The organism is Bacillus sp. TCT6 (genome assembly GCF_056033845.1).
On record NZ_JBVYHX010000001.1, the window covers coordinates 559,405 to 584,790 of the forward strand.

Below are 25,386 nucleotides of genomic sequence, written 5' to 3' on the forward strand. Positions count from 1 at the left end.
GTATTCTATAAGCAACATGTAAATTCGCAACAGTACTTGCCTTCTAAATATAGTGAAGGATTACTTGTTATATTGATAATACTGACTGACTGTAAGTTTTTTCCTGTGTACGATATTGTATTACCAGGAAACACAGTGAAAATATTGGTTGCGGCTCCAACGATTTGAATTGTAATTGATTCTGTGCTGCTAGTACTATTGTAAACCGAAACAGTACCTGATATAAGTAGTATCCCATCACTTTGCCACAGTATCATTGATTGTGATGCATCTTTGGTAGAAGGAATGGTGTTATTAGTTATAAGGAAATTCCCTGCAAATTCATTTGTTACTCGCTCGCAATTTGGATTTGGAGGAGGGGGCGGTGGACAAGGGGCTGGACAAATAATAGATAAAGGAGCGAAACAGCCGATATTTTTTTTATTCTTCAATACAACCCCTCCTTTTAAGTGGTCTTTTACTACTATTAAATGTAAAAGCATGGCCGATGTGTTAAAAAAAGAAGGAAATATTAAAAATTAAGATTGTCTAATAGGCTTAAACCTTAACTTATCATTAGTGTTATAGAAAAGATTATATGTGAATAGTCATAGGAAAAGAATGATCAGACTCTTTTAGACAAAAGGTGGTTGTATACAATAGTACGAGGAATGTTGGACTTAATTTCTAATTAACTGTATATTTACAAAAATCTAATAAAGTTCATTTGTTATTTAAACGACATTAACATGTATTAGATAAAATAGCCCTTGTAATGAATCAATTATTATGAGGAGGATTCACGTGGAAAGAATTGCTTTACGAAAAGTAAAAGGTCTTATTGGATTATTGATGGTTTTTGTATTAGCATTTGTATCATTTCCGTGGAGTACATCAGTCAAAGCGGAAGAGAAAAAGCAAGAAAAGGCACCAAGTGAGAAGAAAATAGTTTTCCCCGTTGTAAGTGATGTTCATATTAAAAATAGTGGAACAGATGATATGTTTCGCTGGAAACGAGCAATTGAGCAATTTAATTCAATCGCACCAAAGCAAGATGCTTTTGTTATTGTAGGTGATTTTACTGATTCAGGGTCTGTGCAGCAATATGATCGTTTCATGCAAGTGTATAATGACAATGCAAATAAAGATGCGGTACGAATGAATTCTCTAGGTAATCATGATTATTGGAACGGTTTATCAGTAGAGGGAGCACAGAAGCGTTTCTTAGAAAAAACAGGAATGGAATCAATTTATTATCATAAAGTGGTAAAAGGGTATCATTTTATCGTAATGTCTCCAGAAAATGAAACGACACATGGGTATTATTCGGACAAACAAATTAATTGGTTAAAAGAAGAAATGGCAAAGGCGCAAAAAGATGATCCAGAAAAACCGATTTTTGTATTTTTACATCAACATATTAAAGATACAGTGTACGGTAGCCAAGAATGGGGAACAAAGGATAGTGCAAAAATTAATGCAGTATTAAAAGAATATCCACAAGTCATTACGTTTTCAGGTCATTCACATTATCCATTAGACGATCCAAGATCGATTCATCAAAAGGACTTTACATCTGTTGGTACCTCTTCTGTAAGCTATATGGAGGTAGAGGGTGGCAAAGTGCAAGGGAATATTCCTTCAGAATCGCGTGCATTAAGCCAAGGTTTATTAGTAGAAGTAGACGATAAAGAAGTAACGATTAATCGACGCGATTTCCATACGAATTCTTGGACAGGCGAGCCATGGAAAATTCAGTTGCCATCAAAGAAAGAAACTTTTACACATGTAGAAGATCGTGATAAAGAAAAGCCATCTTTTGCAAAAGATGCAAAGTTATCAGTATCGAATGTAACAGAAAATGCAGCAACAGTAACATTCATGCAAGCATTGGACAACCTTCTTGTTCATTCTTATCGCGTACAAGCTAGAGATAAGCAAACTGGAGAAATAAAAAATAAATTACTAGCATTTTCAGAGTTTTATCGTGACCCAGTGCCGAAAGAACTGACATTTACACTTGCAGGATTAGATGGCGGGAGAACATATACGTTTGAAGTAGTCGCGATTGATTCATTTGGTAATGAAAGTGTGCAACCGTTAACGGCAGAAATTACTACGAAAAAAGATAACATTGATCCGAATGTGAAAGTACCAAAGGCTGATATTTTTGATGTGAATTTCTCAGATGGTACATTTAAAGACAATTCACCATTTGGTACAAAAGGTGAATTGAAGGGTAATGTGACTATTGAATATGATAAAGCATTGAAAAAGAATGTTATGAAGTTAAATGGAAAAGCTAATACATTTGGATATATTCCATTTTCAGCAGCACAAAAAGAGAAAATAGCAAATACGTTTACGTTAGAAACTGTGTTTTCAATGAATGAAATTCGCGGACAAGGTATTTTGCAAAATACAGAGAGCGGCGGAATTGGTTTTGAGTCTACAGGAAGTGGATATGTTGAATTATGGGCTCACATTGGCGGTAGCTACAAACGTGTTGGCGTTCAATTGGAAGCGAACAAAACGTATCATTTAACAGGAACATATAACGGAAGCGAAGTGGCAATTTACGTAGATGGTAAAAAAGTAAATAGTCAGTTAGCTCAAGGGAAAGTTTATAACCCGAACGTACCATTTGCATTTGGAGCGGATCCTGATAGCAATGGAAATGGCGGCATTCCATTAAACGGTCAAATCGCGCTTGCAAAATTATATAGTAAAGCGTTAAGTTCTTCAGAAGTATTAGCAGCGTACAATGAATTTTCTAACCGTACGAAGTTAGAGCAAGTCAACGCATTATATGAGGAGCTAGGAAAAGTAAAGGAAGTGTTAGATGGTACGTATGAGTTTGGTGGTAAGCCAGGTCAATATTCAAAGGAAGCATTTCAAGAACTAGAAAAAAGCTATAACACTGCTAAGCAAGCATTTGAAAATGTAGGAAGTACTGGGGAACAAATTATTCAAACATATAACGAATTAAAAACAGCTAATGTAACATTCGTACAATCAAAAGTGGCAGAAGAACAACCAAAAACACCGAAAGAAAAATTACAGATCAATATTGAATCTGCAAAAGCAGTAGTGAAGAAAGCGCAAGCTGTAAATGTAACAGATGGTTCAGTGAAATCATTGCAACAAAAAATTACAGTTGCAGAAGCTGTATTAAAAGATGCGAAGGTAAAAGATGCACAGGTAGAAACGATGAATCGTACATTAGAATATGCGATTTCACTCGTTGAAAAAAGTATGAACAAATAAGAGAGAAGAAAAGAAGCTTATCATGATAGGCTTCTTTTTTGTTATACTAAAAGTAGCATAGAAAGAAGGAGCGAATAATTTGGAACAGAAAAAGCTAAAAAGAATTCTTGAATATGTATGGATCGCGGTTGTGCTCCTTGTAGGATATTATTTCTTAAAAGAGAAAAGTATTTGGGTTTTATTTTTAATGACTTTCTTATTAGCAGGACTAGGAACGTTATTTATTAACTTTTTCTTTGATAGTTTGAATGCCTGGAAGAATAAAAAGAAGGGAACGAAGTAAAGGAGGGAATATATGCAAAAGTGGAAGCTCATATATCAAGTAATCATTTTCATAGTGCTTGTAGGTATTGGCGTTTTTAAATACTCTACACCAATAGGAAATTGGGCGTGGTTTACAGCTTGCATCGGCATATTTTTCATTTTACAATCGTTAACGAAAAAATATAATTGTACAGAAAGATAGCTCGCCGCTAAAACGGCGAGCTATCTTGTTATGCTTTTTTCTGTTCATCATTCGTTTTTTCGGTAGCTAAATGGCTATGCTTTCTAGAGTAGAAGAAATAGAAGCATAACCCGACTATAAGCCAAGCTATAAAGCTAATCCATGTCGTTTTAGATAAATTAGCCATCAAATATAAACAGCAAAGAATCGCGACAACTGGTAATACAGGTACGAAAGGTGTACGGAATCCACGTTTTAAATCAGGATGTGTTTTTCGTAAAATAAGTACCGCGCAGCAAACGAATGTAAAGGCTGTTAACGTACCGATGTTTACTAAATTTGCTAGCAAATGTAAATCTAAAAGTCCTGCTAATAAAGCGGCAATAACGCCAGTAATCCACGTATTTAATAAAGGGATTTTTACTCTTTTATTTACACGTGCTAACGCTTTTGGAAGTAGACCGTCACGGCTCATCGCATACGAAACTCGAACTTGTCCATACATAACGACTAAGAGAACGGTTGTCATTCCAGTCATCGCTCCAACAGCGAGTAGTCCTGCAATTGCATCCTCACCAACGAAATGCAATGCAAATGCAACTGGATCAGAAACGTCTAATTGCGTATAAGGAACCATACCTGTTAAAACGAAAGATACGATCATATATAAAACAGTACAAATAAGAAGAGAACCGATAATACCAATTGGTAAGTCACGCTGCGGTTTTTTCGTTTCTTCTGCAGCGGTTGCGATTGCATCAAAACCTAAAAAGGCGAAGAATACAGTGGCAGCTCCGGTAATAATACCGTCGTATCCGAATGGAATGAACGGTGTCCAGTTTTCAGGTTTTACATATTTTGCGCCTGCTACGATAAAGGCAATGATAACAGCTAGTTTAATAAGAACCATAATATTATTAATGCGTGCACTTTCACGTATACCAAAACTTAAAAGACCAGTAATAAGAAGTAAAATGCAGACAGCTGGTAAATCGATGAGACCACCTTTTCCTACGCCGGGGGCCGAGGCGATTATGGCGGGTAGGTGTATATTGAACCCTTGTAGTAATGATTGCAAATAACCAGACCAACCGACAGCTACTGCTGCAACGGCAAGTAAATATTCGAGCATTAAACACCATCCGACGATGAAGGCGACGACTTCTCCGACTGTCATGTATGCGTAAGTATACACACTTCCTGAGACAGGAATAGAAGAAGCAAATTCAGCATAACAAAAGGCTACACAAGCACAAGTAAATGCAGCAATAAGGAATGATAGCATAATACCAGGACCAGAATGTTTTGCTGCAACAATACCTGTTAATACAAAGATCCCTGTCCCAATTACGGCGCCGATCCCTAAAAACGTTAAATCGAGTGCAGTTAATGTTCTATCTAGCTGCTTTGGTGATTCAGTACTAAGCGCTTTTTTTCGTAATAATGACTTCACTTTGGACTCTCCCCCCGTTTTTTCATTTCCATAACTGCGACTATAGTATGAGCCCATTAAAAAAGAGTATGTAAGGAAATGGAGGTACAGTTATGGTATGTAGTTTTTTAAAATTGCTGGATTAATCTTAATATAATTCAGAATATTTTGTCAAATAAAAATATGAAAAATAAAATTCGGATCAATAGGGGAAACTACTTGCAGAAATGAACGGGGGTTAACGACCCACTGATTAAAGTTAAAGTAGGAGCAGATGCTATGTTATTTTATTTTGAACTTGTCGTCATTTTACTTTGTACGAAATTAGCTGGTGACATTAGCGTGAGACTTGGTCAGCCTTCTGTACTTGGTAAGTTAATTATCGGTATTATTATCGGTCCAGCTGTACTCGGTATTATTAATAGTTCTGAACTAATTGATGAACTGAGTGAGATTGGTGTTTTGTTACTTATGTTTATGGCGGGACTTGAAACAGATTTAGAAGAGTTAAATCGGAATTTGAAATCGTCATTTGCAGTAGCGGCTGGTGGAATTATTTTTCCTTTCATCGGTGGTTATGTAACAGGATTGCTGTTTGGATTAATGCAGTCCCATGCCATTTTTTTAGGATTATTACTTTGCGCAACATCGGTTAGTATTACGGTGCAGACGCTACGTGATTTAGGAAAAATGAATACGAGAGAAAGTACAACAATTTTAGGTGCTGCCGTATTTGATGATGTCATTGTCGTTATTTTATTGGCATTTGTAATGAGTTTTTTAGGAACACAAGATGTAAATATAACACTTGTCATTGCAAAGAAAATTATTTTCTTTGTAAGTATTGTTTTTATTGCTTGGAAAGTCGTTCCTTGGATTATGAAAATGCTTGTCCCGCTTCGTGTAACAGAAGCGTTAATTAGCGCGGCTCTTATTATTTGCTTCTCTTTTTCTTATTACAGTGAAATGATGGGAATTGCAGGCATTATTGGAGCATTTGCAGCAGGAATTGCTATTTCTCAAACAGAGTATAAGCATGAAGTGGAACATAAAATTGAACCGATTGCTTATGCAATATTTGTTCCAGTATTCTTCGTAAGTATCGGAATGGAAATTACATTTCAAGGCATTGGAAGCCAGCTTTGGTTCATTATTATTATGACCCTCATTGCGATTTTCACAAAGTTAATTGGATCAGGTTTAGGAGCGAGATTGACAGGTTTTAATCTCCAATCTTCTATTAGTATTGGCGCGGGGATGGTATCACGTGGTGAAGTAGCACTTATCATCGCAGCAAATGGACTTACGGCGAATTTATTAGCGAAAGAAAATTTCACAGCGATTGTTATTGTGGTTATATTGACGACGATTATTACACCGCCACTTTTGAAGAAATATTTTGTATAGAGAGGAAGGGCTTATCTGATGTAGGTAAGCTCTTTTTTTATTCCAAAAAGCAATGGTCATATAGCATGAAGGGTTTGTAATTATGGTAAAATCTATGTATGTGATATGACAAGGAGAGGGAAGTGTGAAGATTACGAAGGAGAAGGTTATCGGTGTAATCGTACTTATTGCAGTATGTATACCATTTACTGCATGGAAAGAATCAAAAGTGAAAGATTTTCCGGTTTCTATTTTTTCGGAAGAAGCAGATGGTGAGTACGGTCAGAAGCTGAAATATACTGCTTTTTTACCTGATGTTGCGATTTGGATGAACGGTTGGAAAGAGAAGTGGACAGAAGGAGAAAGAACTGTTTATCAAAAAGGGAATCGCATTGTAAATGTGTTTCATCCTCCTGGCGATGATGGTTTTTACCTTCTTGAAGCAAGAGAAAATAAGTGAACGCAACCGTAAGAAGTGGAGGTTAAATAGTGAAAGCTTCAACATTACTATTTAAAATTGAAAGTAATATGGATCAATTTTCACCAGCTGAAAAGAAGGTTGCCATGTACATAATGGAGAATGCAGAGATTGTTCCGAACTTAACGACGAAAGAAGTGTCAACGAATGCAGGCGCAAGTGAGGCGAGTGTCGTTCGTTTTTGTAAGTCGATTGGGATCGGAAGTTTTAAAGCATTTAAGATAGCACTCGTTCGTGAATTAACGATTGCTGATTATAATATTAACGATTTTTCAGTGATGAATACGGAAGATGGACCGTACGATTTGTTTAATAAAGTCACTTATGTGAATAAAGCTGCAATTGAGGCGAGCGTTACTGCGATAGATAAGAAGGAACTTGAGAAAGCTGCAGATCGTATTGTCAATGCGGGCAAAATTATATTTTACGGCGTAGGTGGATCAGCTACGCCAGCAATGGATGGGGCGTATAAATTTACACGGCTTGGATTTACAGCGATGATGCTATCTGATTTTCATATGATGTTGCCGCTTGTGACGAATTTAAAAGAAGGCGATATATTTGTTGCGATTTCAACATCTGGTCGAACGAGAGATGTGCTTGAAATGGCGCAGTATGCAAAGAGACAAGGTGCAACTGTTATTGGAATTACGAAGCTAGATCAATCATCCCCCTTATATAAAGAAGCGGACATTCGTCTTTGTATGCCAGATGTAGAACAAGATCATCGTATTGCAAGTATTGCGTCGAGAATGACGCAACTGAATATGATTGATGCTTTATATGTGATTACTTTCAACCGAATTGGTAATAAAGTATTGGATCAATTTATGGAGACGCGAGAAGAAGCGTTGCGGTTACGGAAGTTAAAGTAGAAGAAAAGATGAGGAGACTCATCTTTTTTATTATCTTTGACACAAATATGTCATGTTGTGAAATTTTATTTCATAAAATAAGAAAGGGATATTGATTTTTAGTTTCTTAAAGTTATAATAAAAGTGTGAAATATAATTTCAAAGAGGGTGACAATATGTTAGAAAATTTATCGACAGAACATCGTAATGAGAAAACAATGAATCTGGATGAAATGAGTATAAAAGAAGTGTTGCAAAGTATGAATGAAGAAGATCGAACTGTTGCGTTAGCAGTTGAAAAAGAGATAGAACAAATTGAAAAGGTTGTACAGACTGTTATTAAATCTTTTGAAGAAGAGGGACGTTTAATTTACATTGGTGCTGGTACGAGTGGTCGTTTAGGTATTCTAGATGCAGTGGAATGTCCGCCGACATTTGGCACGGATGATAAAATGGTGCAAGGATATATAGCAGGTGGGTTGAAAGCGTTTACTAAAGCGGTGGAAGGTGCCGAAGATCGCGAAGAGTTAGCAGAAGAAGATTTAAAAAGTATTGGATTAAATGAAAAAGATACAGTGATTGGAATTGCTGCAAGTGGCAGAACTCCTTACGTAATTGGCGGCTTGAAATACGCACAGAGCGTAGGAGCGAGTACAGCGAGTATTTCTTGTAATAAAAATGCTGAAATAAGTAAATATGCAAAGTTAAATGTAGAAGTAGAGACAGGTGCAGAAATATTAACAGGATCAACGCGTTTAAAAGCTGGTACAGCACAAAAATTAGTGCTGAATATGATTTCAACAGCTTCGATGATTGGTGTAGGAAAAGTATATAAAAACTTAATGGTAGATGTTCAATCCACAAATGAAAAGTTAGTAGAACGGTCAAAACGAATTATTGTGGAAGCAACAGGCGCTAGTTATGAAGTAGCGGCAGAGTATTATGAAAAGGCAGAACGTAACGTAAAAGCTGCCATTGTTATGGTGTTGTTGCAGTGTGAGTATGGGGAAGCACTGGAGAAACTAAAATACGCAAAAGGGTTTGTGAAGAAAGCACTATAAAGTAATAGGAAGGGGGATTCTATTATGAAGAAAGAAGAGAGAATGGCCAAGGAAATTTCGGAGCAACTTGGGGGAATAAAAAATATTCGTAGTATTGCTCATTGTATGACGAGACTACGTTTAACGCTTCATGATGAAAGTAAAGTAAATATGGACCTTTTGAAAAAAGTTGAAGGCGTTATGGGTGTTATAGAAGATGAGACGCTTCAAGTTGTCGTTGGTCCAGGAACAGTAAATAAAGTAGCAGCTGAAATGGAAGGTTTGACAGGACTACGAATTGGTGAGGTAGCAGATCATCACCTTGAAGATATTGGGCAAGAGATGAAGTCAGAGATTAAGAAGAAAAATAATACCCCAGTGAAAAACTTTTTACGAAAAATAGGAAGTATTTTCATTCCGTTAATTCCAGGACTTGTTGCGTCAGGAATTATAAACGGGGTTGCTAATTTTGCGAAAAACGCTGGTGCTGATCCAAATGCAACGTGGTTACAAATGTTACTACTCATTGGCGGCGGTATCTTTACATTCTTAGGAATTTTAGTCGGCTGGAATACAGCGAAAGAGTTCGGCGGGACACCGGTTCTTGGGGCAATTGCTGGTATTTTAATTTTCAACCCGGCGATGGCAAACGTAAAATTGTTTGGTGAAGCATTAGTGCCCGGACGTGGCGGATTGTTCGCAGTTATTTTTGCAGCATGGCTTATGGTTGTAGTGGAAAGACAAGTTCGAAAAGCAGTGCCGAATGCAGTTGATATTATCGTGACACCACTCATTACTGTATTAGTTGTAAGTATCGTAACGATGTTAGCCATTCAGCCATTAGCAGGTTTCTTATCAGATGGTATTACGAGCGGAATTAATGCTATTTTAAATATTGGCGGAGCATTTGCTGGCGCAGTACTTGCGGGAACATTTTTACCTCTCGTTATGGTCGGATTGCATCACGGTTTAACACCAATTCATATGGAATTTATTAATCAAACACACGTAACACCTTTATTACCAGTACTCGCAATGGCTGGTGCTGGCCAAGTGGGCGCAGCAATTGCGATTTATGTGAAAACAAAAAACAAACGACTTCGAAATGTAATTAAAGGTGGATTGCCAGTTGGCTTTTTAGGAATTGGTGAGCCGTTATTATACGGGGTTACATTACCACTTGGGAAACCGTTTATTACTGCTTGTTTAGGAGCGGCTGTCGGTGGTGCATTCCAAGCAGTTATGCAAACGGCTTCACTTGGAATTGGCGTATCAGGGCTATCTTTAATTCCGTTAATTGCTGACAATAAATATTTACTATATTTCTTAGGTTTAGTAATTGCATATACTTTCGGATTTATCTTTACGTACTTCTTCGGATTTAAAGAAGAAATGGCAGAAAACATATAGAGAAAGGGATTCCTTTCTCTTTTTCTATTAATAGAAAGGGAGATTTATATGATCGGAGTTTCCATTTATCTTTCAAAAGAACGAGTAGAGAAACAAGAAGAGTGGCTAAAAGTGGCGAAGGAAAATGGATTTTTGTCTATTTTTACATCACTTCATATACCAGAGGATGATCCTGGTACGTATAAAGAGTTAATTCAGATACTTGGGAAGCAGGCTCTTGAAAATGAAATGGAGCTAATGGTTGATGTTTCTCCAAAATCGTTACACCATTTAGGGCTAACATATGAAAATGTGGAAGAGCTATTGGACTGGGGTATTACCGGTTTAAGAATGGATTACGGCATTGCGCCAAAAGAAATTGCAAGCGTATCTCATAAGATGAAAGTAGCTTTAAATGCGAGTACGATTACAAAGTCATTTTGGAAAGAATTACTTACAGAACATATAAGAGTAGAGAATGTAGAAGCATGGCATAATTTTTACCCGCGCCCAGAGACAGGACTAGCAAAGTCCTTCTTACAAAAACAAAATCAATATTTACAGAAGTGCGGAATAAAGACAATGGCATTTATTCCAGGAGATGGTGAAAAACGTGGTCCGTTATATGAAGGGTTACCAACGTTAGAAAAACATCGCAATATGCGCCCGCTTGAAGCGTACTTAGAACTTGTTCAAGATTGTGGTGTTGATAAAGTATTGATTGGAGATATAAGCGCAAGTTTAGAAAGTATGCAAGAAGTAGCTAGTGCAAGTAGAGGGATTATTCCATTGCGTTACAAATCATTTATAACTGATAAAGAAGTATTAAAAGTGGTGGAGCAAGTGCATACAAATAGACTAGATCCGTCTCGTGATGCTATTCGATCTGTAGAATCAAGGGAAGGAAATAGAGTGATGTTACAGCCGATGCATACAATTGTAAGAAAGAAAGGTAGCATTACAATTGATAATGAATTGTACGGTAGATATGCAGGAGAGATGCAAGTTGCCACACATGATTTACCTGTAGATGAGAAAGTGAATGTTGTTGGAATGGTTGTAGAAGAGGATATTTCTTTATTGCCGTATGTTGGCGCTGGAAAAATGTTTCAACTTTTTTGTGCGATAGAGTAAAAGCTTGAATTAGCGCTATTTTGTAAGAAAACATTATCCGTAAAAGGGATAATGTTTTTTGTTATCTTTAAAAAAGTATTTGACGAATGAATTGAAATACCGTATTGTTTTGACTTGTAAATAAAAGTTCACTATAACAAAATGAAAAGGAGAGTTCAAAATGAACCAATATATTGGGAATTTAATTATTCGTATCGTGTTAGGAGTAACGTTCTTTGCGCACGGTTTAGCGAAGTTTCAATCAGGTATCGATAACGTAGCAGGATGGTTTACAAGCATCGGCTTACCAGGTGGCCTTGCATACGGCGTAGCAACAGTTGAATTAGTTGGTGGTATATTATTAATTATCGGTTTAGGTGTACGATATGTAGGATTGTTATTCGCTCTTATTTTAGCTGGAGCTATCGTAAAGGTAAATGGAGCAGCAGGTTTATTAGGAGATGGAAAGAATCCAGGATATGAATTAGATCTTGCATTATTATCAATGGGTACGTATTTATTCGTAGTAAAAGCAGAAGGATATGTAGATCGTTTCTTAAAAGAGAAAGTAATGAAAACGAAGTAAATTTTATTTATAAATGTTGACTTGAAGAAATATTGTAACTATAATGATTACAACTAATGAATTACGAATGAAACAATTTAAATATTTTTTTACACAAGATGTAACTACATTGGTTACGTCTTGTGTAAAAATAAATAAACGGGAGGAAGTAATATGCCTAAATCAAATTTAGAAATTATTAAAAGCACGTATGAAGGATCAGCTTCTTCAAATGCAAAGCATTTAGCAGAAGCCTTCTCTGAAAAAGTGGAATGGACAGAGGCAGAAGGGTTCCCGTATGGCGGAACATATAAAGGCGTAGAAGCTATAATGGAAAATGTATTTAGCCGTTTAGGATCAGAATGGGATGATTATAAAGCAAGTGTAAATACGTATCATGAAGTAAACGGAAAAGATGTAATTATTGCTGAAGGTGTTTATTCAGGAATTTATAAAGAAACGGGAAAATCATTTGAAGCAGAATTTGTTCATGTATGGCAACTTGAGAACGGAAAAATTGTGAAGTTTAAGCAATATGTAGATAGTCATATTGTTAGGGAAGCGATGAAGAGATAATGCTTTTTAAATGGATCGTAGGTATATGCATTACAATTATAGTAATTTTCTCTTCTATAGTTGGCGGAAAGAAATTGCTTGCATATGTGGAAAAAGAAAATAAAAATATTCAAATCGAGCGAGCGGCAAACGAAAAAGAGAAAAAAGCTGCAGAAGAAGCTCCGCAAATTAGTGAAGGTGAAATTATTTCTACTATGCATAAAATGGTGCATCAAAAGGTAAAATCCTCTGAAAAATGGGGATTTGTAGAGATGACAAAAAAGGAAATTTCTAATGTAAAAAGAGATATTGAAAATAGTACAGGTTTTCAATATAAAATGAAGTTATTTTCTATTATAAATAGATGGGAAAAAGGAGATTTTTCTCAAACTGTTGAGGAGCATAACTTTTTATGGAGCCTTCAAGGTGGAGATACTGGCAAGGCGACGGAACGTTTATCGCCAGAAGAGGAAAAGCAGTATATAAAAGAAATGAAGAGAAAATAAAAACATCGCCAACCCAGATGACGATGTTTTTTCATTAAGAATGTTTTCGCATTAAAGGTCTAACAGGCTGAACGGCAACAGTTTTAAAATGAGAAAATAAATAACATCCTGTTACAACGACAATTGTCCCTAAAATTTGTATCCACGTTAATTCTTCTCCGAGGAATATGAATGCTAAAATGGCTGTGAAAATTGGATTGAAGTTTAGAAAAATACCTGATGTAGTTGCGCCTAATTTTTGTACACCAATATTCCAAAATACCATACAAAGAACTGTCGAAATAAGCCCAGTATATAAAAGTGATGTGATGAAAGAAGTATTTATATTTGAAACAGTGAAGCTACCTATGTTAAACGGTAGTAATAAAATAACGCCGAAAATACCAGAGTACAACGTTGCCATAAGTGGTGTAGTTGTTTTTGTTGCCCATTTACTACAAACAGAATAGATTCCCCAAATACAAACTGCTGCAATCATCCATAAATCGCCACTATTAAAATGTAGTGAAAATAAAAGCGAGAAATCACCTTTTAATAGGACGAGGATAACCCCGAAGAATGAAAGAATCATGGATAGGATTTGGAGTGTATTTACTTTTTCTTTTAGAAATAATACTGAAAATAATGCAATTGAAATTGCATTCAAAGTAGAGATAAGACCTACATTCGTAGCGGATGTTTTTTCTAATGCTAAAAATTGAAAGATGTTAAAAAGAGCGACCCCTGAAATTCCCATCAATATTAACGGAAGTATTGCGGTACGTGGTGGAAGGATTTTCTTTTCTTTAAACCATACCATTGGTAATAAACAAACAATCGCAATCATCCATCTTAAATTTGTCAGTGTCATCGGCGATGCATGATCGACGAGTGATTTTCCAACGACAAAATTTCCTCCCCATAATAAGCTCGTTAGTAATAGTAAAAAGACGTAAAAATAAGGCATGCTAAAATCCCCTTTTTTGTAATCAATACGAATTGTAAATAATTTTAGCATTTTTCTTTATTGTGTAATATATTCTTTTGTATAATTGTTAAAACTCGATAAAATATTTAGTTATGAATGATATTTACGGAATAATATTCAGTTTTGTGTAAGGTATAAGGTATTTTTTCGAATAATCATCGGTAAGAAAAAAGGGGGAATTGTAATGGAGTCGTCTGTTATTAAAGTGTTGGATGATTTGGATGTACAAATTTTAGATATATTGCAGAAGGAGTCACAAGTAAGTAATGCAGAGCTGGCACGTCGCGTTAATTTATCACCGGCTGCGATGCATGCAAGAATAAAAAGATTGGATGGGGAAGGTTTCATCGATAAGCAAGTTGCGATTTTAAATCAAGAAAAGCTTGGATTTGATTTATTATGTTTTATTTTTATGAGTACAAATATTCATCAATTTGACAAGCTGGAAGTGTTGGAGAAAGAATTAGAATCGATGCCGGAAGTGTTAGAATGTCACTGTTTAACAGGAGAGTACGATTATTTATTAAAGGTTGCAAATCGTGATCGTAAAGAACTGGAGCAGTTTATTAGAAAGCTGAATAAGCTTGGTATTACACGTATACAGACAAGTTTAGCACTTCGTGAAATTAAATATTCAACAGTATTGCCGATACGAGATGAGGAACCGAGCATCGATTAGATTGCTTGGTTTTTTGTTTGCATAAAGTGATTGACGAGGAGAAAAGAGAGATGTATTATTATATAAAATTATGAATTAAAATTCATTTTAAGTTATAAATATTAATATTGAGGGGTAAGGGGATGTAATATGAAAATCTGTAATGCGGTGACGAGTGATGTGAAAGAAATTTATAGTCTTATTGAGGTTTATGCAAAAGAGGGAGTTGTTTTACCACGTTCTCTTTTGTCTCTTTATCAATATTTGCAATGTTTATATGTTATGAAAGAAGACGAGAGAATTGTTGGAGTTGCTGGATTGCATGTATTAGGAGAAGATCTTGCAGAAATACGATCGTTAGTAGTTTCGCATACATATGCAGGGAAAGGGATAGGGCGTATGCTCGTAAATCATGTAATGGAGGAAGCTACGAAAATAAATGTAAGAAGAGTAATTTCCTTAACATATGAAACAGTATTTTTTCAAAAGTGTGGATTTGATTTTGTGAATAGAGATGCGCTACCAGAGAAAGTATGGGTTGATTGTAGACATTGTCCAAAGGTTGATTATTGTGATGAGGTGGCGATGATTCGATATGTTGGATGAAAGTTTCAGAGAGAGAAAAGTCCCACTATTATTTATGTAATAGTGGGCATCTATATTTTAGGGGAATTAAGAACTTGAATTCGTTTTTCGTACTGCAAAATTAAAAATGGGATTTTTAAGCTCATAGTTATAAGTAGAACCATCGACAAGCCCTACAACTTTATCATTATCATAAAGATCGAGCATAAATTGTGCCATTTGTTTTGCAGTGTGGAATTTTGGTACAACATTATCGTATTGGAATTCATCAATATCAAATGAACGTTTCGCAAATTCTGTTTCAGTTGCAGCAGGAGCTAAAACTTTTGCTTGCAGTTTTGCGCCTTGTTCTTTCAGTTCGTGAGACAGCCCTTCTGTAAAGGCACTTACATAAAATTTCGTAGCGCAATACGTAACAGCATCAGCAACAATCGTGTATCCGCCGCCAGATGAAACGTTAATAAGCTGTGTTCCATCAACCATTGAATAATCTCGAACGAAAAGAGAAGAGAGTATTGTTAGTGCTTCTATATTGACATGCAACATCGTCTCTATTTTATTTAAATTTTGTTCAGCAATTGAGGCGAAATTACCAAAACCTGCGTTGTTAATCCACGTTTCAATTTGAAAAGCTTGTAGGCTTTCATAAAGTTTATAAACATCTTCAGTCACAGATAAATCAGTTTTTCGAATGACAACATCCAACTCAGGATGCATTTCGTTAATTTTCAATTTTAATCCGTTTAATTCTTCTTGTCTTCGAGCTACAAGTACTAAATTTTTTCCGCGAGATGCAAATGCTAAAGCTGCTTCATAACCAATTCCGGAACTTGCGCCAGTAATAACCGTGTATTTCATATAAAATCCCCCTAAATTCAAATTCATTTATGGTTAGATTGTATTTGTTAGAGTATACTCTAAGTCAAATGTTTTTTATAAATTTGATTCGGTCATAAGATATATGAGGGTAAGCATATGGAGGGAGTTTGAGTATGTACACAATTAGCGAGGTAGCAAAATTATTAGGAGTGAGTACACATACACTACGCTATTATGAAAAGGAAAGTATATTAATTGCAAATCGTGATACAAATGGAAATCGACTTTACGAAGAGTCACATATAAAGTGGTTGCAGTTTGTAATGAAATTAAAACAAACGCAAATGCCAATAGCGAAAATAAGAGAATACGCTAGATTATATACAGAAGGGGAGCATACAACAGAAGCTCGTTTACAGCTCCTAGAAGATCATAGGAAATCTATTCAGATTCAAAGAGAAAACTTAGAAGTTACAGAGAAGATGCTCGAGAATAAAATTAGTGCATACAAAGGCTCATTGGAAAATAAATAGATGGTTGTTATGTGATGAAAAATGGATTTGATCTATGAGTATTTCATCATAGTGTACGGATAAATAAAAAAGAGCAGCTAGCAAAAGCTAACTGCTCCATTCAAGGGATCTCTCCAAGGGGGAGTGGAGAAAATATTATGTTACTAGCATTATTGACAGATTATTAGGAAATATACAAATCTGATGAAAGAAATTTTAAATAAACTTTCGGCATTGACAATTTTTAAAATGTTCATGTACAATACATATGAATGACATTCAGTCATTTTTATGTGACAGGATGCATTTAGCTTAGAAATGGAACAAATACAATGGTAAATGAGGATGATAGTTGTTTTTATATAGTATTGATGAAAGAGTATATTTTTTTAAAACAAAAATGACTGATAGTCAGTCATAAGAGGTGAGAGGTATGAAAAATAGAGCTTGGTTATATGTCATATTAACATGTATCTTTGAAATTTTTTGGGTGTTTGGTTTTAATACGGCTAATACTTGGTGGCATTGGATTATTATTTTAGGAGTTATCGCTGTTGATTTTCACTTCCTTTCTAAAGCGTGTGAACATCTTGCAACAGGAACTGTATATGCTATTTTCGCTGGAGCTGGTACGGTAGGTACTTTCTTAATGGATGTATTTCTTTTCGGTGGAAGTTTCAGCGCAGGCAAACTATTCTTCATTCTTATGGTAGTAGCCGGCGTTATCGGTTTAAAGTTAGCTGACAATAAAGAAGAAACTGTGGAAGGAGTTGCTTAAAAATGGGTTGGTTTTTCGTATTTTGTGCTGCAATTAGTGAAATAGTCGGTGTGATAGGACTTAAAATGTATAGTAAAGATAAGACATTAGCCAATGGTGCGATTTATATAGGTGGGTTTGCTACATCCTTCGCATTTTTGTATACTTCCTTCTTATTTTTACAAGTAAGTGTCGCGTATGCGGTTTGGATTGGTATCGGAACAGCAGGTGCAGTTTTGTTAAACATGTTCTTGTTTGGTGAGTCGAAAAGTAAAGCGCGTATCATTAGTGTGTTTCTTATTGTATGTGGAGTGACAGGATTAAAGGCACTTTCTTAAAGGTATATTGTATTTTTATCTCCTAATTGTTTATTAGGAGATTTTATTATAAAAAAATGATTTCCTCTTAGAGTTCACTATCATTGACAGTACAATCGATTATCTTATAAAATGAGTGACAGTCATTCAATATGAGTGTGAAAGGGTTTAGATGATGAATAAAAAAGAGAAAATTGTCTATGCAGCTATTGAAGTGTTTCAGGAAAAGGGCGTCGAAAAAACGAAGATTTCTGATATCGTGAAATTAGCTGGCATTGCGCAAGGAACTTTCTATTTATATTTTCCTTCTAAGTTATCTGTTATGCCTGCAATAGCAGAAGTGATGGTTGAAAAGATGATACTTGCAGTGAAAGAAAAAGTGCAAAACGATGCGCCTTTCTCAAGTAAAGTGACGCAAGTAATAGATGCGGTGTTTCACTTTATAGCTGAATATCGTGAAATACAAGCTTTAATGTATGCTGGTCTTGCATCTACAGAACATATAAAAGAATGGGAAGCTGTGTATGAGCCCCTTTATATGTGGCTAAGTGAATTTTTAAATGAGGCAAAAGAAGCTGGTGAAATTCGTGATTCGGTTCACGCAGAGCGAACAGCGAAGTTATTTATAGCTCTAGTTGAATCAGCAGCGGAACAAGTGTATCTATATGATCATAAAGATGATGAGCAAGTCGAGCTACAAAAGGCAGAAGTACTAGATTTTTTAACACATGCACTACATATAAAGAAATAGTGAGATGAACCTGTCTGAAAAGGTAGGTTCATTTTTGAGGAAAACTGAATGATAGTCATTCACCTAATGCGTATGTATGTGTGGAAGGATAGTGTGAAATTCTAACGAGTAGGGGGCATCTCTACTCATGACTAGCCCACAAATAGAAGGATAGAGAAAAAGCTTCTTGGGCATTATTTTTTGAGAGGAACTTACGGGAAGAGGTGTTAAAAAGTGAAGAAACCGATAAAAGAACAAAAGATGGTATTGGTCATTCTTTTGAGTAATATATTTATCGCTTTTTTAGGGATTGGATTAATCATTCCGGTTATGCCGTCCTTTATGAATGATATGGGTTTAACAGGGAAGACGATGGGCTATCTCGTTGCAGTGTTTGCAATGGCCCAGCTCATTACTTCACCTATTACAGGCCGATGGGTTGACCTTTACGGTAGGAAGAAAATGATCATCATTGGATTATTTATTTTTGGTGTTTCAGAACTTCTTTTTGGATTAGGAAAAGATGTATGGATGCTTTATGTAGCAAGGGTATTAGGCGGAATTAGTGCTGCGTTTATTATGCCTGGTGTTACGGCATATGTTGCGGATATTACATCTATTCAGGAACGTCCAAAGGCGATGGGATACTTATCTGCGGCTATTAGTACTGGATTCATTATAGGGCCTGGAATCGGCGGATTTATTGCAGAATACGGTATACGTGTGCCGTTTTTCGTTGCAGCAGTAATTGCTTTTATAGCATGTGTGATTTCGATTTTTATTTTAAAAGAACCGTTAACGAAAGAAGAACTTGCAGAGATTTCTTCTAATACGAAAGAATCAAGTTTTATTGGTGATTTAAAGAAATCATTACATCCAATGTATGCAATTGCATTTATTATTGTATTTGTACTCGCATTCGGATTATCAGCGTATGAAACAGTGTTTAGCTTGTTCTCTGATCATAAATTTGGTTTCTCGCCGAAAGATATTGCAGCGATTATTACAATTAGTTCAATCTTTGGGGTAGTTGTACAGGTATTTATGTTTGGCAAATTGGTAGACATGTTCGGTGAGAAAGTATTAATCCAAATATGTTTAATTGTAGGGGCAGTATTAGCATTCGTCTCGACTGTAGTCTTTAATTATTGGATTGTACTTCTCGTTACTTGCTTCATTTTCTTAGCATTTGATTTACTTCGTCCAGCTTTAACGACGTTTTTATCAAAAGCAGCTGGAAAAGAGCAAGGATTCGTTGCTGGTATGAACTCGACTTATACGAGTTTAGGAAATATCGCAGGACCAGCGATGGGCGGAATATTATTTGATATGAATATTCATTATCCATATGCATTTTCAGGCGTTGTTTTAATAGTTGGTCTCGGCATTACATTTATGTGGAGAGAGAAACAGTTGGCTGAAAGTTTTGCGAAGTAATAAGAATAAAAAGTTATTGGAAAGCCCCTTTTTGTAAGGGGCTTTTTTTGCATGTTAATATGTGGATGGCTGTATCCATAACTTTGTCAAAGTAACTATCCTAATATACGCAACGATTCTTCAATAAACGCTGGGATGTCCTCTGGCTGTCTACTTGTTACTAGCTGATTTTGACATACGACAATCTCTTTGTCATGAAAGTTCCCGCCGGCATTTTTTAAATCGACTTCAATAGATTTATATCCAGTTACATCACGTCCTTCAAGTGTTTGTGCAGTGATGAGTAGCTGAGGTCCGTGACAAATAGCGAAAACAGGTTTTTCCGCATCCATAAATGCTTTACTAAAGCGAACAAAACGTTCATCTGCACGAAGTATATCTGGAGAAAATCCACCCGGTATGAAGAGGGCATCAAAGTTCTCTGGAGAAACATCGTCAATACTTTTATCAATCACGACTTCACTTTTCCCTTGCTTACCGTGTACCGTTTTCCCATTTTCCATTTCAATAGTTGTTAATTCATATCCCTTTTGTTTAAAAGCTTCTACTGGCTCTGTGTATTCTGTATCCTCGAAGTAATCCGTTATTAAAATAGCAATTTTTTTACTCATTCTAATCCGCTCCTTATATTATATTATCGGTTCCAGAATCTTCCTTGGGCAATACCTTCTATAAATGATTCAATTGAAGTGTTTGTTAAGTTGTAAACTCCTGCTCCATCCAGTTTAATCTTACTATGGTCCAAAGCATGAGGATTACTAAGAACATGAGCTATCGGTTTAAAATGTTTAAAAGTAGTTTCTGCAAATTCTAAAACAGGGGGGTGAATGACAGACTCACTACTAAACACTAATACTGCATCAAAAAGGGAGGAGTCTGTTGTTGTATAAGTATCAGTTACTTTAATGGAATCATTGAACTGATAAATTTTATTATCTATGATGCTATAGTTAATTCGGTGTTGTACAAAAGCTTGAATCCATTCGGACAGAAGTGAGACGCTTGGGTCACCATTTAATAGAATTGCAACATTTTTGGAATCAGATTTAAAAATAGTATTGGACATACTTAGTGCAGGTGATTTTGCATCTGAATTTACTTCGTGATTTTCCTTAGGTAAAGGAGCTCCAATAATGTTAGCGACTTCTTGTGCTAATTGACGATCGACGTGGTTTAAGAGAGCAATTACATTTGCCTTCACCATGTCTGATTTACACTTCCCAACTTCAAAGCAAAAAGCTTCTTTTATGTGCTGCTTTTCAATAGGGCTCATACTATTGTAGAAAAGTTTAGCCTGAGAATAAAAGTTAAGAAAGCTTTTACTGCGACCTCTAATTTTATGCCCATCAATCTTTTCTTGATAATGTTCATATCCTCCTTGTTCGGCTTGGACGGTTGCAGGTTGATTGTTATTTAATCCATTAGGATGATAGCTTGTTTGACCGCGATGAATCTGCATTTGATGCATACCATCACGTTGATTATTATGAAAAGGACATACGGGCTGATTGATAGGGATTTGATGGAAATTAGGGCCCCCTAAACGAGATAATTGTGTATCTGTATAGGAGAATAATCTTCCTTGCAGAAGAGGGTCATTTGAAAAATCAATACCTGGTACGACATGACCAGGGTGAAAAGCTACCTGCTCTGTTTCAGCAAAGAAGTTATCAACATTTTTGTTCAATGTCATTTTACCAACTAATTTTACGGGAACTTTTTCTTCTGGCCATAATTTCGTTGGATCTAAAATATCAAAATCAAATTTATGTTCATCTTCTTCTGGAATTAACTGTAATCCAAGTTCCCATTCAGGATAATCCCCTTTTTCAATTGCTTCGTATAAATCTTGACGATGAAAATCAGGATTTTTCCCAGCAATCTTTTGAGCTTCATCCCATACTAATGAATGAACCCCGAGGGTAGGTTTCCAGTGAAACTTTACGAAATGGGCTTTTCCTTCTGCGTTAATGAGTCGAAATGTGTGAACTCCAAAACCTTCCATCATTCGTAAACTACGCGGAATAGCTCGGTCGCTCATTTGCCACATGACCATATGAGTGGACTCAGGATTATGCGCAACAAAGTCCCAAAAGGTATCATGAGCGCTAGCTCCTTGAGGAATATCATTATGTGGTTCTGGTTTAACTGCATGGACAAAATCAGGAAATTTAATAGCATCTTGGATAAAGAATACTGGCATATTATTACCCACTAAATCATAGTTTCCTTCATCTGTATAAAATTTTGTGGCGAATCCGCGTACATCTCTTACTGTGTCGTTGGATCCTTTAGAACCTTGAACGGTTGAGAACCGTACAAATACAGGTGTTTTCTTTGAAGGATTAGTAAGAAAATCTGCTTTCGTATATGTTTCTAAAGATTCATAAAGCTGAAAATAACCATGAGCGCCAACCCCGCGTGCATGAACAATCCTTTCGGGAATTCGTTCGTGATCAAAATGAGTCATTTTCTCGCGAAAGTGGAAATCCTCCATTAAGGTTGGGCCTCTTAAGCCCATCTTTAAAGAAAATTCATCTTCAGCTATTTTTACCCCTTGATTTGTTGTTAAAGCATGTTTGCATTGATTGTCAGTAACGTGATGCTTCAATTGTTCCGTTTTTTTATTCACAATATAGGCCCCTCCTTTACTCTGTTAATTAATAGATACCCTTTTTATTAGGTCGTAAACATGTATTATCGTTTTTGTATGTAAAAATCATAAAATATCGGTTGTTTCAGTGATTCTTGTTTGAGGAAGCAAAATAAAAAAGCCAAGGATAATTTATTTTCTCCTTGGCGTTTAAGAGATTTCTTTTCGTTAAAACGAAGAAACGCGTTGCTTCGTTTTTGGTACAATAATAAATTTGATCCAGAGTAACCCGACAATCATAATGATAAGGCTATGTAAAAATTGACCTGTAGCAATGAGTATAACACTCGAAAATACAATGAGTTGAATACTTAGCAATATAAAGATTAAGCTAAGAAATTGTTTCATTCTTTCTTCAGTATGGATTGGATATAATGCTGCAATAATATTTCCCGAAAAATATTTCCATAGTGAACGAAGCTGGATAGAGATCATATATAGAACGATGTAAGTGATAGCACCTTTTACGTATATATTTGGTATGAAATATAAGGCGAAAGCACCGATCAATCCTAAGCGAATATATATACCGAAATAATCATTTCCACGTAAAAATGCTAGTGTATGTAAGTAGAAGAAAGTTGCTCGTTTTTTATGTAATAAAGGTTCAATCCAATTTGTAAGCCATTTTCTTTTATTTACTTGTTTATTCAGTTGCGGAACATCTGTGAAAATGCTAGCAAATTGATAAAAACGAACGTTCATTTTTTCTTCTTGCTCGATTATGTAATCCCAAGGTATTCGTTTTGTAGGCTGTTTTTTCGTATATAGAAGTAGGAAAGCAAGTAGTAAGAGTAGTCCGCCCAATATGAGAACATTTGCGGAATAAAACAGCATGTAAATGATTAGGGCGTTACAAGTAATACGAATGATCAGCCATATATTTTTTTCGTGACTATCACGCCACATCCAATGTATGTACATGTTCCAGGCTTTCGTAATCATTAACACGATAAAGATTGTACATAAAAAAGGTACAGTTAATTGTAATGATTGCATAGCAAGTGGTACGAGAATAAGGAACGTAAATAATAATGGGAAAAGCTGAATGATGTAATTATATAGAAGAGATTTTTTGAAATAGGATGTTAGTTTCTCTTCTAATGCAAGCAAATAGACAGCATCAGGTTTTTGAATAAATGTACGGATAGGGCATCTCGTTATAATGAACGTAAGTACAATCGTTATAATTATTAAAGATATTCCTTTAGAAGGAGATGCTTTTAGAAACTGAGCATAATAATATGCACCAACGCATGAAATAAAGATAAAGCTATATAGTAAACCGTTAATCATACGTGCAAAGTATGTAATGATATTTTGAATATGTTGTTGGAAGCGACTGCTCCATAGCGATTCGATTGACATGTTTTTCACCTCTTTGTTCTATTATATATGTTTTACAAAAGAAAAAACGAGCAAATTGCGTTATGCAACTTGCCCGTTTTTCTTTTCGTTATTTTTTTTCTGATCACGATTCATTAATGGATAGAAAGCAAATCCAATTACGAATAAACCAATTCCGAGAAGGAACGTTTTTATATCGGATGCGCCGGTTTTAATAACCCATAGTGCGTAGCAAAGTGCGATCATTGCGACTATACCATCTGTAATTCTTGCCCGCATTTCATTTTTATATGTTTCACCAGTTGCGACTAGTTTTAACTGGAAGATTGGTGAAACGAGATATGGAATGAGGTAGGCCAATGTTGATACGGTAATAACGAATGTATAAGCTTCCGCAATGGTTCCTGATAATGTTGAGAATAGGAAAACTTGCGACATAATGTTTGTTAATCGTAATGAGTAAATTGGACTTCCTTTTTTATTGGTTTTCGTGAAGAAGGAAGGGAAGAAACCTTCTTTTGCTGCTTGATATGGTACTTCTGAGCTTAATAAAATCCAGCCTAAGATAGAACCGAACAGGGAAGTAAGAGCAAGTAATGCCATAAGTTTCCCGCCGCCATGACCCATTGCAGCGTTTAGTGCATCTGCTAATGGACGTTCCGAAGCTTGTAATTTATCAACATGAAGTACACCCATTGTTAAAATTGTAATTCCTAAGTAAATCGCAACTGTAATAAGTAATCCCGCAACTGTTGCACGTTTTACCGTTTTTGGGGAAACAGCACGGTTTGATAAAAGAACGGCTGATTCAATTCCGATAAACGCCCAAAGCGTTGTAAGAGCAGCTAAATTTACTTGTGAAAGAAGACCATGTGATACACCTGATTTATCAATCATCGGCGTGTACCATTGTCCAAACTTAGAAGCTTCGAATGCAAATAACGTAACGACGATGAATAAAAGGAATCCAGTTACTTTCGTTGTTGTTGCTAAGAAGTTTAGCTTTCCAGCTCCGCTTACACCATTTGTTAATATAATATGAGTTCCCCAAAGTAAGATGGAACAAATCGTAAATGTAATTAGTTTTCCGACTTCTACGTTAAACGAGCCGATTGAAAATAGTAGTCGCGTATCTTTCATAATTGGGAAGAAGAGTGATAAATATCCCGCAAATGATGTAATGATGGCAACGTTACTTGCCCAGTTTGCAACCCAATATCCCCATACCATACTGAAACCAGCCATTTTTTTCTTTTTTGGTGTTGAGAATAAAGCATATGCATGACTTTGTGGCCCTGTCGTTAAATCAGGACGACGAATTGCTAAATTACCGAAAACAAGAGCTAGCATTAAAACACCAAACCCTGTAGTTAACCAAGCTAAAGTGACACCGAGTGGGCTTGCTGTTTGTGCCAACGTACTTGGCACCATGAAAATACCAGCGCCAACCATGTTACCGACAACGAAAGCTGTTAGTACCCAAAAGCCCCATTTTTTTTGTTGCATAGAAAAATACCTCCAAAGTTAGTATAACCAAGTCAAGCGAGGAGATATGTATGTCTTCCTGAGTCAGGAAGAGAAGTCCCAAACAAAAC

At 35.9% G+C, this 25,386-nt stretch carries 28 protein-coding genes; 20 read left to right on the forward strand and 8 right to left on the reverse strand.

Going from position 1 to position 25,386, the window contains the following annotated elements; translation table 11 throughout:
• Positions 1-5 precede the first annotated feature (5 nt).
• Positions 6-389: an S-Ena type endospore appendage gene (locus AC0ONG_RS02750; protein WP_223697876.1), complete on the reverse strand. Its 384-nt coding sequence runs from the start codon at positions 387-389 to the stop codon at positions 6-8.
• Here AC0ONG_RS02750 and AC0ONG_RS02755 point away from each other — a divergent pair.
• The 4 genes from AC0ONG_RS02755 to AC0ONG_RS02770 all read left to right on the forward strand — a co-directional run bounded on the left by AC0ONG_RS02755 (position 274) and on the right by AC0ONG_RS02770 (position 3,712).
• On the forward strand, positions 274-522 hold the full coding sequence (locus AC0ONG_RS02755; protein WP_003276823.1) for a hypothetical protein: 249 nt from the start codon (positions 274-276) through the stop codon (positions 520-522). The two genes, AC0ONG_RS02750 and AC0ONG_RS02755, sit on opposite strands and share 116 nt — an antisense overlap.
• A gap of 261 nt (positions 523-783) precedes the next feature.
• The gene (locus AC0ONG_RS02760) at positions 784-3,246 is read left to right on the forward strand and encodes a LamG-like jellyroll fold domain-containing protein (protein WP_016078086.1); all 2,463 of its coding nucleotides are present in this window, start codon (positions 784-786) and stop codon (positions 3,244-3,246) included.
• 79 nt (positions 3,247-3,325) lie between these two features.
• The gene (locus AC0ONG_RS02765) at positions 3,326-3,529 is read left to right on the forward strand and encodes a hypothetical protein (protein ID WP_000435797.1); all 204 of its coding nucleotides are present in this window, start codon (positions 3,326-3,328) and stop codon (positions 3,527-3,529) included.
• A gap of 12 nt (positions 3,530-3,541) precedes the next feature.
• The gene (locus AC0ONG_RS02770) at positions 3,542-3,712 is read left to right on the forward strand and encodes a hypothetical protein (RefSeq protein WP_001174833.1); all 171 of its coding nucleotides are present in this window, start codon (positions 3,542-3,544) and stop codon (positions 3,710-3,712) included.
• 28 nt (positions 3,713-3,740) lie between these two features.
• Here AC0ONG_RS02770 and AC0ONG_RS02775 read toward each other — a convergent pair whose 3' ends face one another.
• Positions 3,741-5,201 carry an amino acid permease gene (locus AC0ONG_RS02775; RefSeq protein ID WP_003276830.1) on the reverse strand — a complete coding sequence of 487 codons (1,461 nt, stop codon included), beginning with the start codon at positions 5,199-5,201 and terminating at the stop codon, positions 3,741-3,743.
• A 201-nt stretch (positions 5,202-5,402) separates the two neighbouring features.
• Between AC0ONG_RS02775 and AC0ONG_RS02780 the strand changes: the two genes are divergently transcribed.
• The 9 genes from AC0ONG_RS02780 (at position 5,403) to AC0ONG_RS02820 (ending at position 13,009) form a co-directional block, all read left to right on the forward strand.
• Positions 5,403-6,530: a cation:proton antiporter gene (locus AC0ONG_RS02780; RefSeq protein ID WP_086398165.1), complete on the forward strand. Its 1,128-nt coding sequence runs from the start codon at positions 5,403-5,405 to the stop codon at positions 6,528-6,530.
• 124 nt (positions 6,531-6,654) lie between these two features.
• Positions 6,655-6,969, forward strand: coding sequence for a hypothetical protein (locus tag AC0ONG_RS02785; RefSeq protein ID WP_000704960.1), 315 nt, complete (start codon positions 6,655-6,657; stop codon positions 6,967-6,969).
• Positions 6,970-6,998: 29 nt separating this feature from the next.
• Positions 6,999-7,862: a MurR/RpiR family transcriptional regulator gene (locus AC0ONG_RS02790; RefSeq protein WP_000648168.1), complete on the forward strand. Its 864-nt coding sequence runs from the start codon at positions 6,999-7,001 to the stop codon at positions 7,860-7,862.
• A 155-nt stretch (positions 7,863-8,017) separates the two neighbouring features.
• Positions 8,018-8,902, forward strand: coding sequence for an N-acetylmuramic acid 6-phosphate etherase (murQ, locus tag AC0ONG_RS02795; protein ID WP_000892355.1), 885 nt, complete (start codon positions 8,018-8,020; stop codon positions 8,900-8,902).
• A 24-nt stretch (positions 8,903-8,926) separates the two neighbouring features.
• Positions 8,927-10,291 carry a PTS transporter subunit EIIC gene (locus AC0ONG_RS02800; protein WP_000711295.1) on the forward strand — a complete coding sequence of 455 codons (1,365 nt, stop codon included), beginning with the start codon at positions 8,927-8,929 and terminating at the stop codon, positions 10,289-10,291.
• A gap of 48 nt (positions 10,292-10,339) precedes the next feature.
• Positions 10,340-11,404 carry a DUF871 domain-containing protein gene (locus tag AC0ONG_RS02805; protein ID WP_136996632.1) on the forward strand — a complete coding sequence of 355 codons (1,065 nt, stop codon included), beginning with the start codon at positions 10,340-10,342 and terminating at the stop codon, positions 11,402-11,404.
• 160 nt (positions 11,405-11,564) lie between these two features.
• Positions 11,565-11,969, forward strand: a complete 405-nt coding sequence (locus tag AC0ONG_RS02810) for a DoxX family protein (RefSeq protein ID WP_001077752.1) — start codon at positions 11,565-11,567, stop codon at positions 11,967-11,969.
• Between the two features lie 153 nt (positions 11,970-12,122).
• Positions 12,123-12,524, forward strand: a complete 402-nt coding sequence (locus AC0ONG_RS02815; RefSeq protein ID WP_001126687.1) for a nuclear transport factor 2 family protein — start codon at positions 12,123-12,125, stop codon at positions 12,522-12,524.
• Positions 12,524-13,009, forward strand: coding sequence for a PRK06770 family protein (locus AC0ONG_RS02820; RefSeq protein ID WP_000897977.1), 486 nt, complete (start codon positions 12,524-12,526; stop codon positions 13,007-13,009). The genes AC0ONG_RS02815 and AC0ONG_RS02820 overlap by 1 nt, the downstream gene beginning before the upstream one ends.
• A gap of 34 nt (positions 13,010-13,043) precedes the next feature.
• On the opposite strand, the gene AC0ONG_RS02825 is transcribed toward AC0ONG_RS02820, so the two are convergent.
• Positions 13,044-13,955: a DMT family transporter gene (locus tag AC0ONG_RS02825; protein WP_001146242.1), complete on the reverse strand. Its 912-nt coding sequence runs from the start codon at positions 13,953-13,955 to the stop codon at positions 13,044-13,046.
• A gap of 205 nt (positions 13,956-14,160) precedes the next feature.
• Here AC0ONG_RS02825 and AC0ONG_RS02830 point away from each other — a divergent pair, with 205 nt between their 5' ends.
• Positions 14,161-14,655: an Lrp/AsnC family transcriptional regulator gene (locus AC0ONG_RS02830; RefSeq protein WP_000446095.1), complete on the forward strand. Its 495-nt coding sequence runs from the start codon at positions 14,161-14,163 to the stop codon at positions 14,653-14,655.
• 129 nt (positions 14,656-14,784) lie between these two features.
• A complete protein-coding gene (locus AC0ONG_RS02835) occupies positions 14,785-15,240 on the forward strand; it encodes an N-acetyltransferase (protein WP_000686668.1) in 456 nt (151 codons plus the stop codon).
• Between the two features lie 66 nt (positions 15,241-15,306).
• On the opposite strand, the gene AC0ONG_RS02840 is transcribed toward AC0ONG_RS02835, so the two are convergent.
• The gene (locus AC0ONG_RS02840; RefSeq protein ID WP_000878080.1) at positions 15,307-16,077 is read right to left on the reverse strand and encodes an SDR family NAD(P)-dependent oxidoreductase; all 771 of its coding nucleotides are present in this window, start codon (positions 16,075-16,077) and stop codon (positions 15,307-15,309) included.
• 134 nt (positions 16,078-16,211) lie between these two features.
• On the opposite strand from AC0ONG_RS02840, the gene AC0ONG_RS02845 reads away from it, so the two are divergent.
• The 5 genes from AC0ONG_RS02845 (at position 16,212) to AC0ONG_RS02865 (ending at position 19,791) form a co-directional block, all read left to right on the forward strand.
• Positions 16,212-16,571 (forward strand): MerR family transcriptional regulator, encoded by a 360-nt coding sequence (locus tag AC0ONG_RS02845; RefSeq protein ID WP_000288075.1) that lies wholly within the window; start codon positions 16,212-16,214, stop codon positions 16,569-16,571.
• Between the two features lie 412 nt (positions 16,572-16,983).
• Positions 16,984-17,328 (forward strand): DMT family transporter, encoded by a 345-nt coding sequence (locus tag AC0ONG_RS02850; RefSeq protein ID WP_000796019.1) that lies wholly within the window; start codon positions 16,984-16,986, stop codon positions 17,326-17,328.
• 2 nt (positions 17,329-17,330) lie between these two features.
• On the forward strand, positions 17,331-17,645 hold the full coding sequence (locus tag AC0ONG_RS02855; protein ID WP_000539671.1) for a DMT family transporter: 315 nt from the start codon (positions 17,331-17,333) through the stop codon (positions 17,643-17,645).
• A gap of 151 nt (positions 17,646-17,796) precedes the next feature.
• Entirely contained in the window at positions 17,797-18,375 is a 579-nt protein-coding gene (locus AC0ONG_RS02860) for a TetR/AcrR family transcriptional regulator (protein ID WP_001996782.1), read from the forward strand.
• Between the two features lie 213 nt (positions 18,376-18,588).
• Positions 18,589-19,791 (forward strand): MFS transporter, encoded by a 1,203-nt coding sequence (locus AC0ONG_RS02865; protein WP_000742945.1) that lies wholly within the window; start codon positions 18,589-18,591, stop codon positions 19,789-19,791.
• A 95-nt stretch (positions 19,792-19,886) separates the two neighbouring features.
• Here AC0ONG_RS02865 and AC0ONG_RS02870 read toward each other — a convergent pair whose 3' ends face one another.
• From AC0ONG_RS02870 to AC0ONG_RS02885, 4 genes are all read right to left on the reverse strand, one after another.
• The gene (locus AC0ONG_RS02870; RefSeq protein ID WP_136996635.1) at positions 19,887-20,402 is read right to left on the reverse strand and encodes a type 1 glutamine amidotransferase domain-containing protein; all 516 of its coding nucleotides are present in this window, start codon (positions 20,400-20,402) and stop codon (positions 19,887-19,889) included.
• Positions 20,403-20,425: 23 nt separating this feature from the next.
• On the reverse strand, positions 20,426-22,423 hold the full coding sequence (locus tag AC0ONG_RS02875) for a catalase (protein WP_001036539.1): 1,998 nt from the start codon (positions 22,421-22,423) through the stop codon (positions 20,426-20,428).
• A gap of 189 nt (positions 22,424-22,612) precedes the next feature.
• Complete coding sequence (locus AC0ONG_RS02880; protein ID WP_074790666.1) at positions 22,613-23,812, reverse strand: ABC transporter permease; 1,200 nt, start codon at positions 23,810-23,812, stop codon at positions 22,613-22,615.
• Positions 23,813-23,872: 60 nt separating this feature from the next.
• Positions 23,873-25,297 carry an amino acid permease gene (locus AC0ONG_RS02885; RefSeq protein WP_074790664.1) on the reverse strand — a complete coding sequence of 475 codons (1,425 nt, stop codon included), beginning with the start codon at positions 25,295-25,297 and terminating at the stop codon, positions 23,873-23,875.
• Between the last annotated feature and the right edge of the window lie 89 nt (positions 25,298-25,386).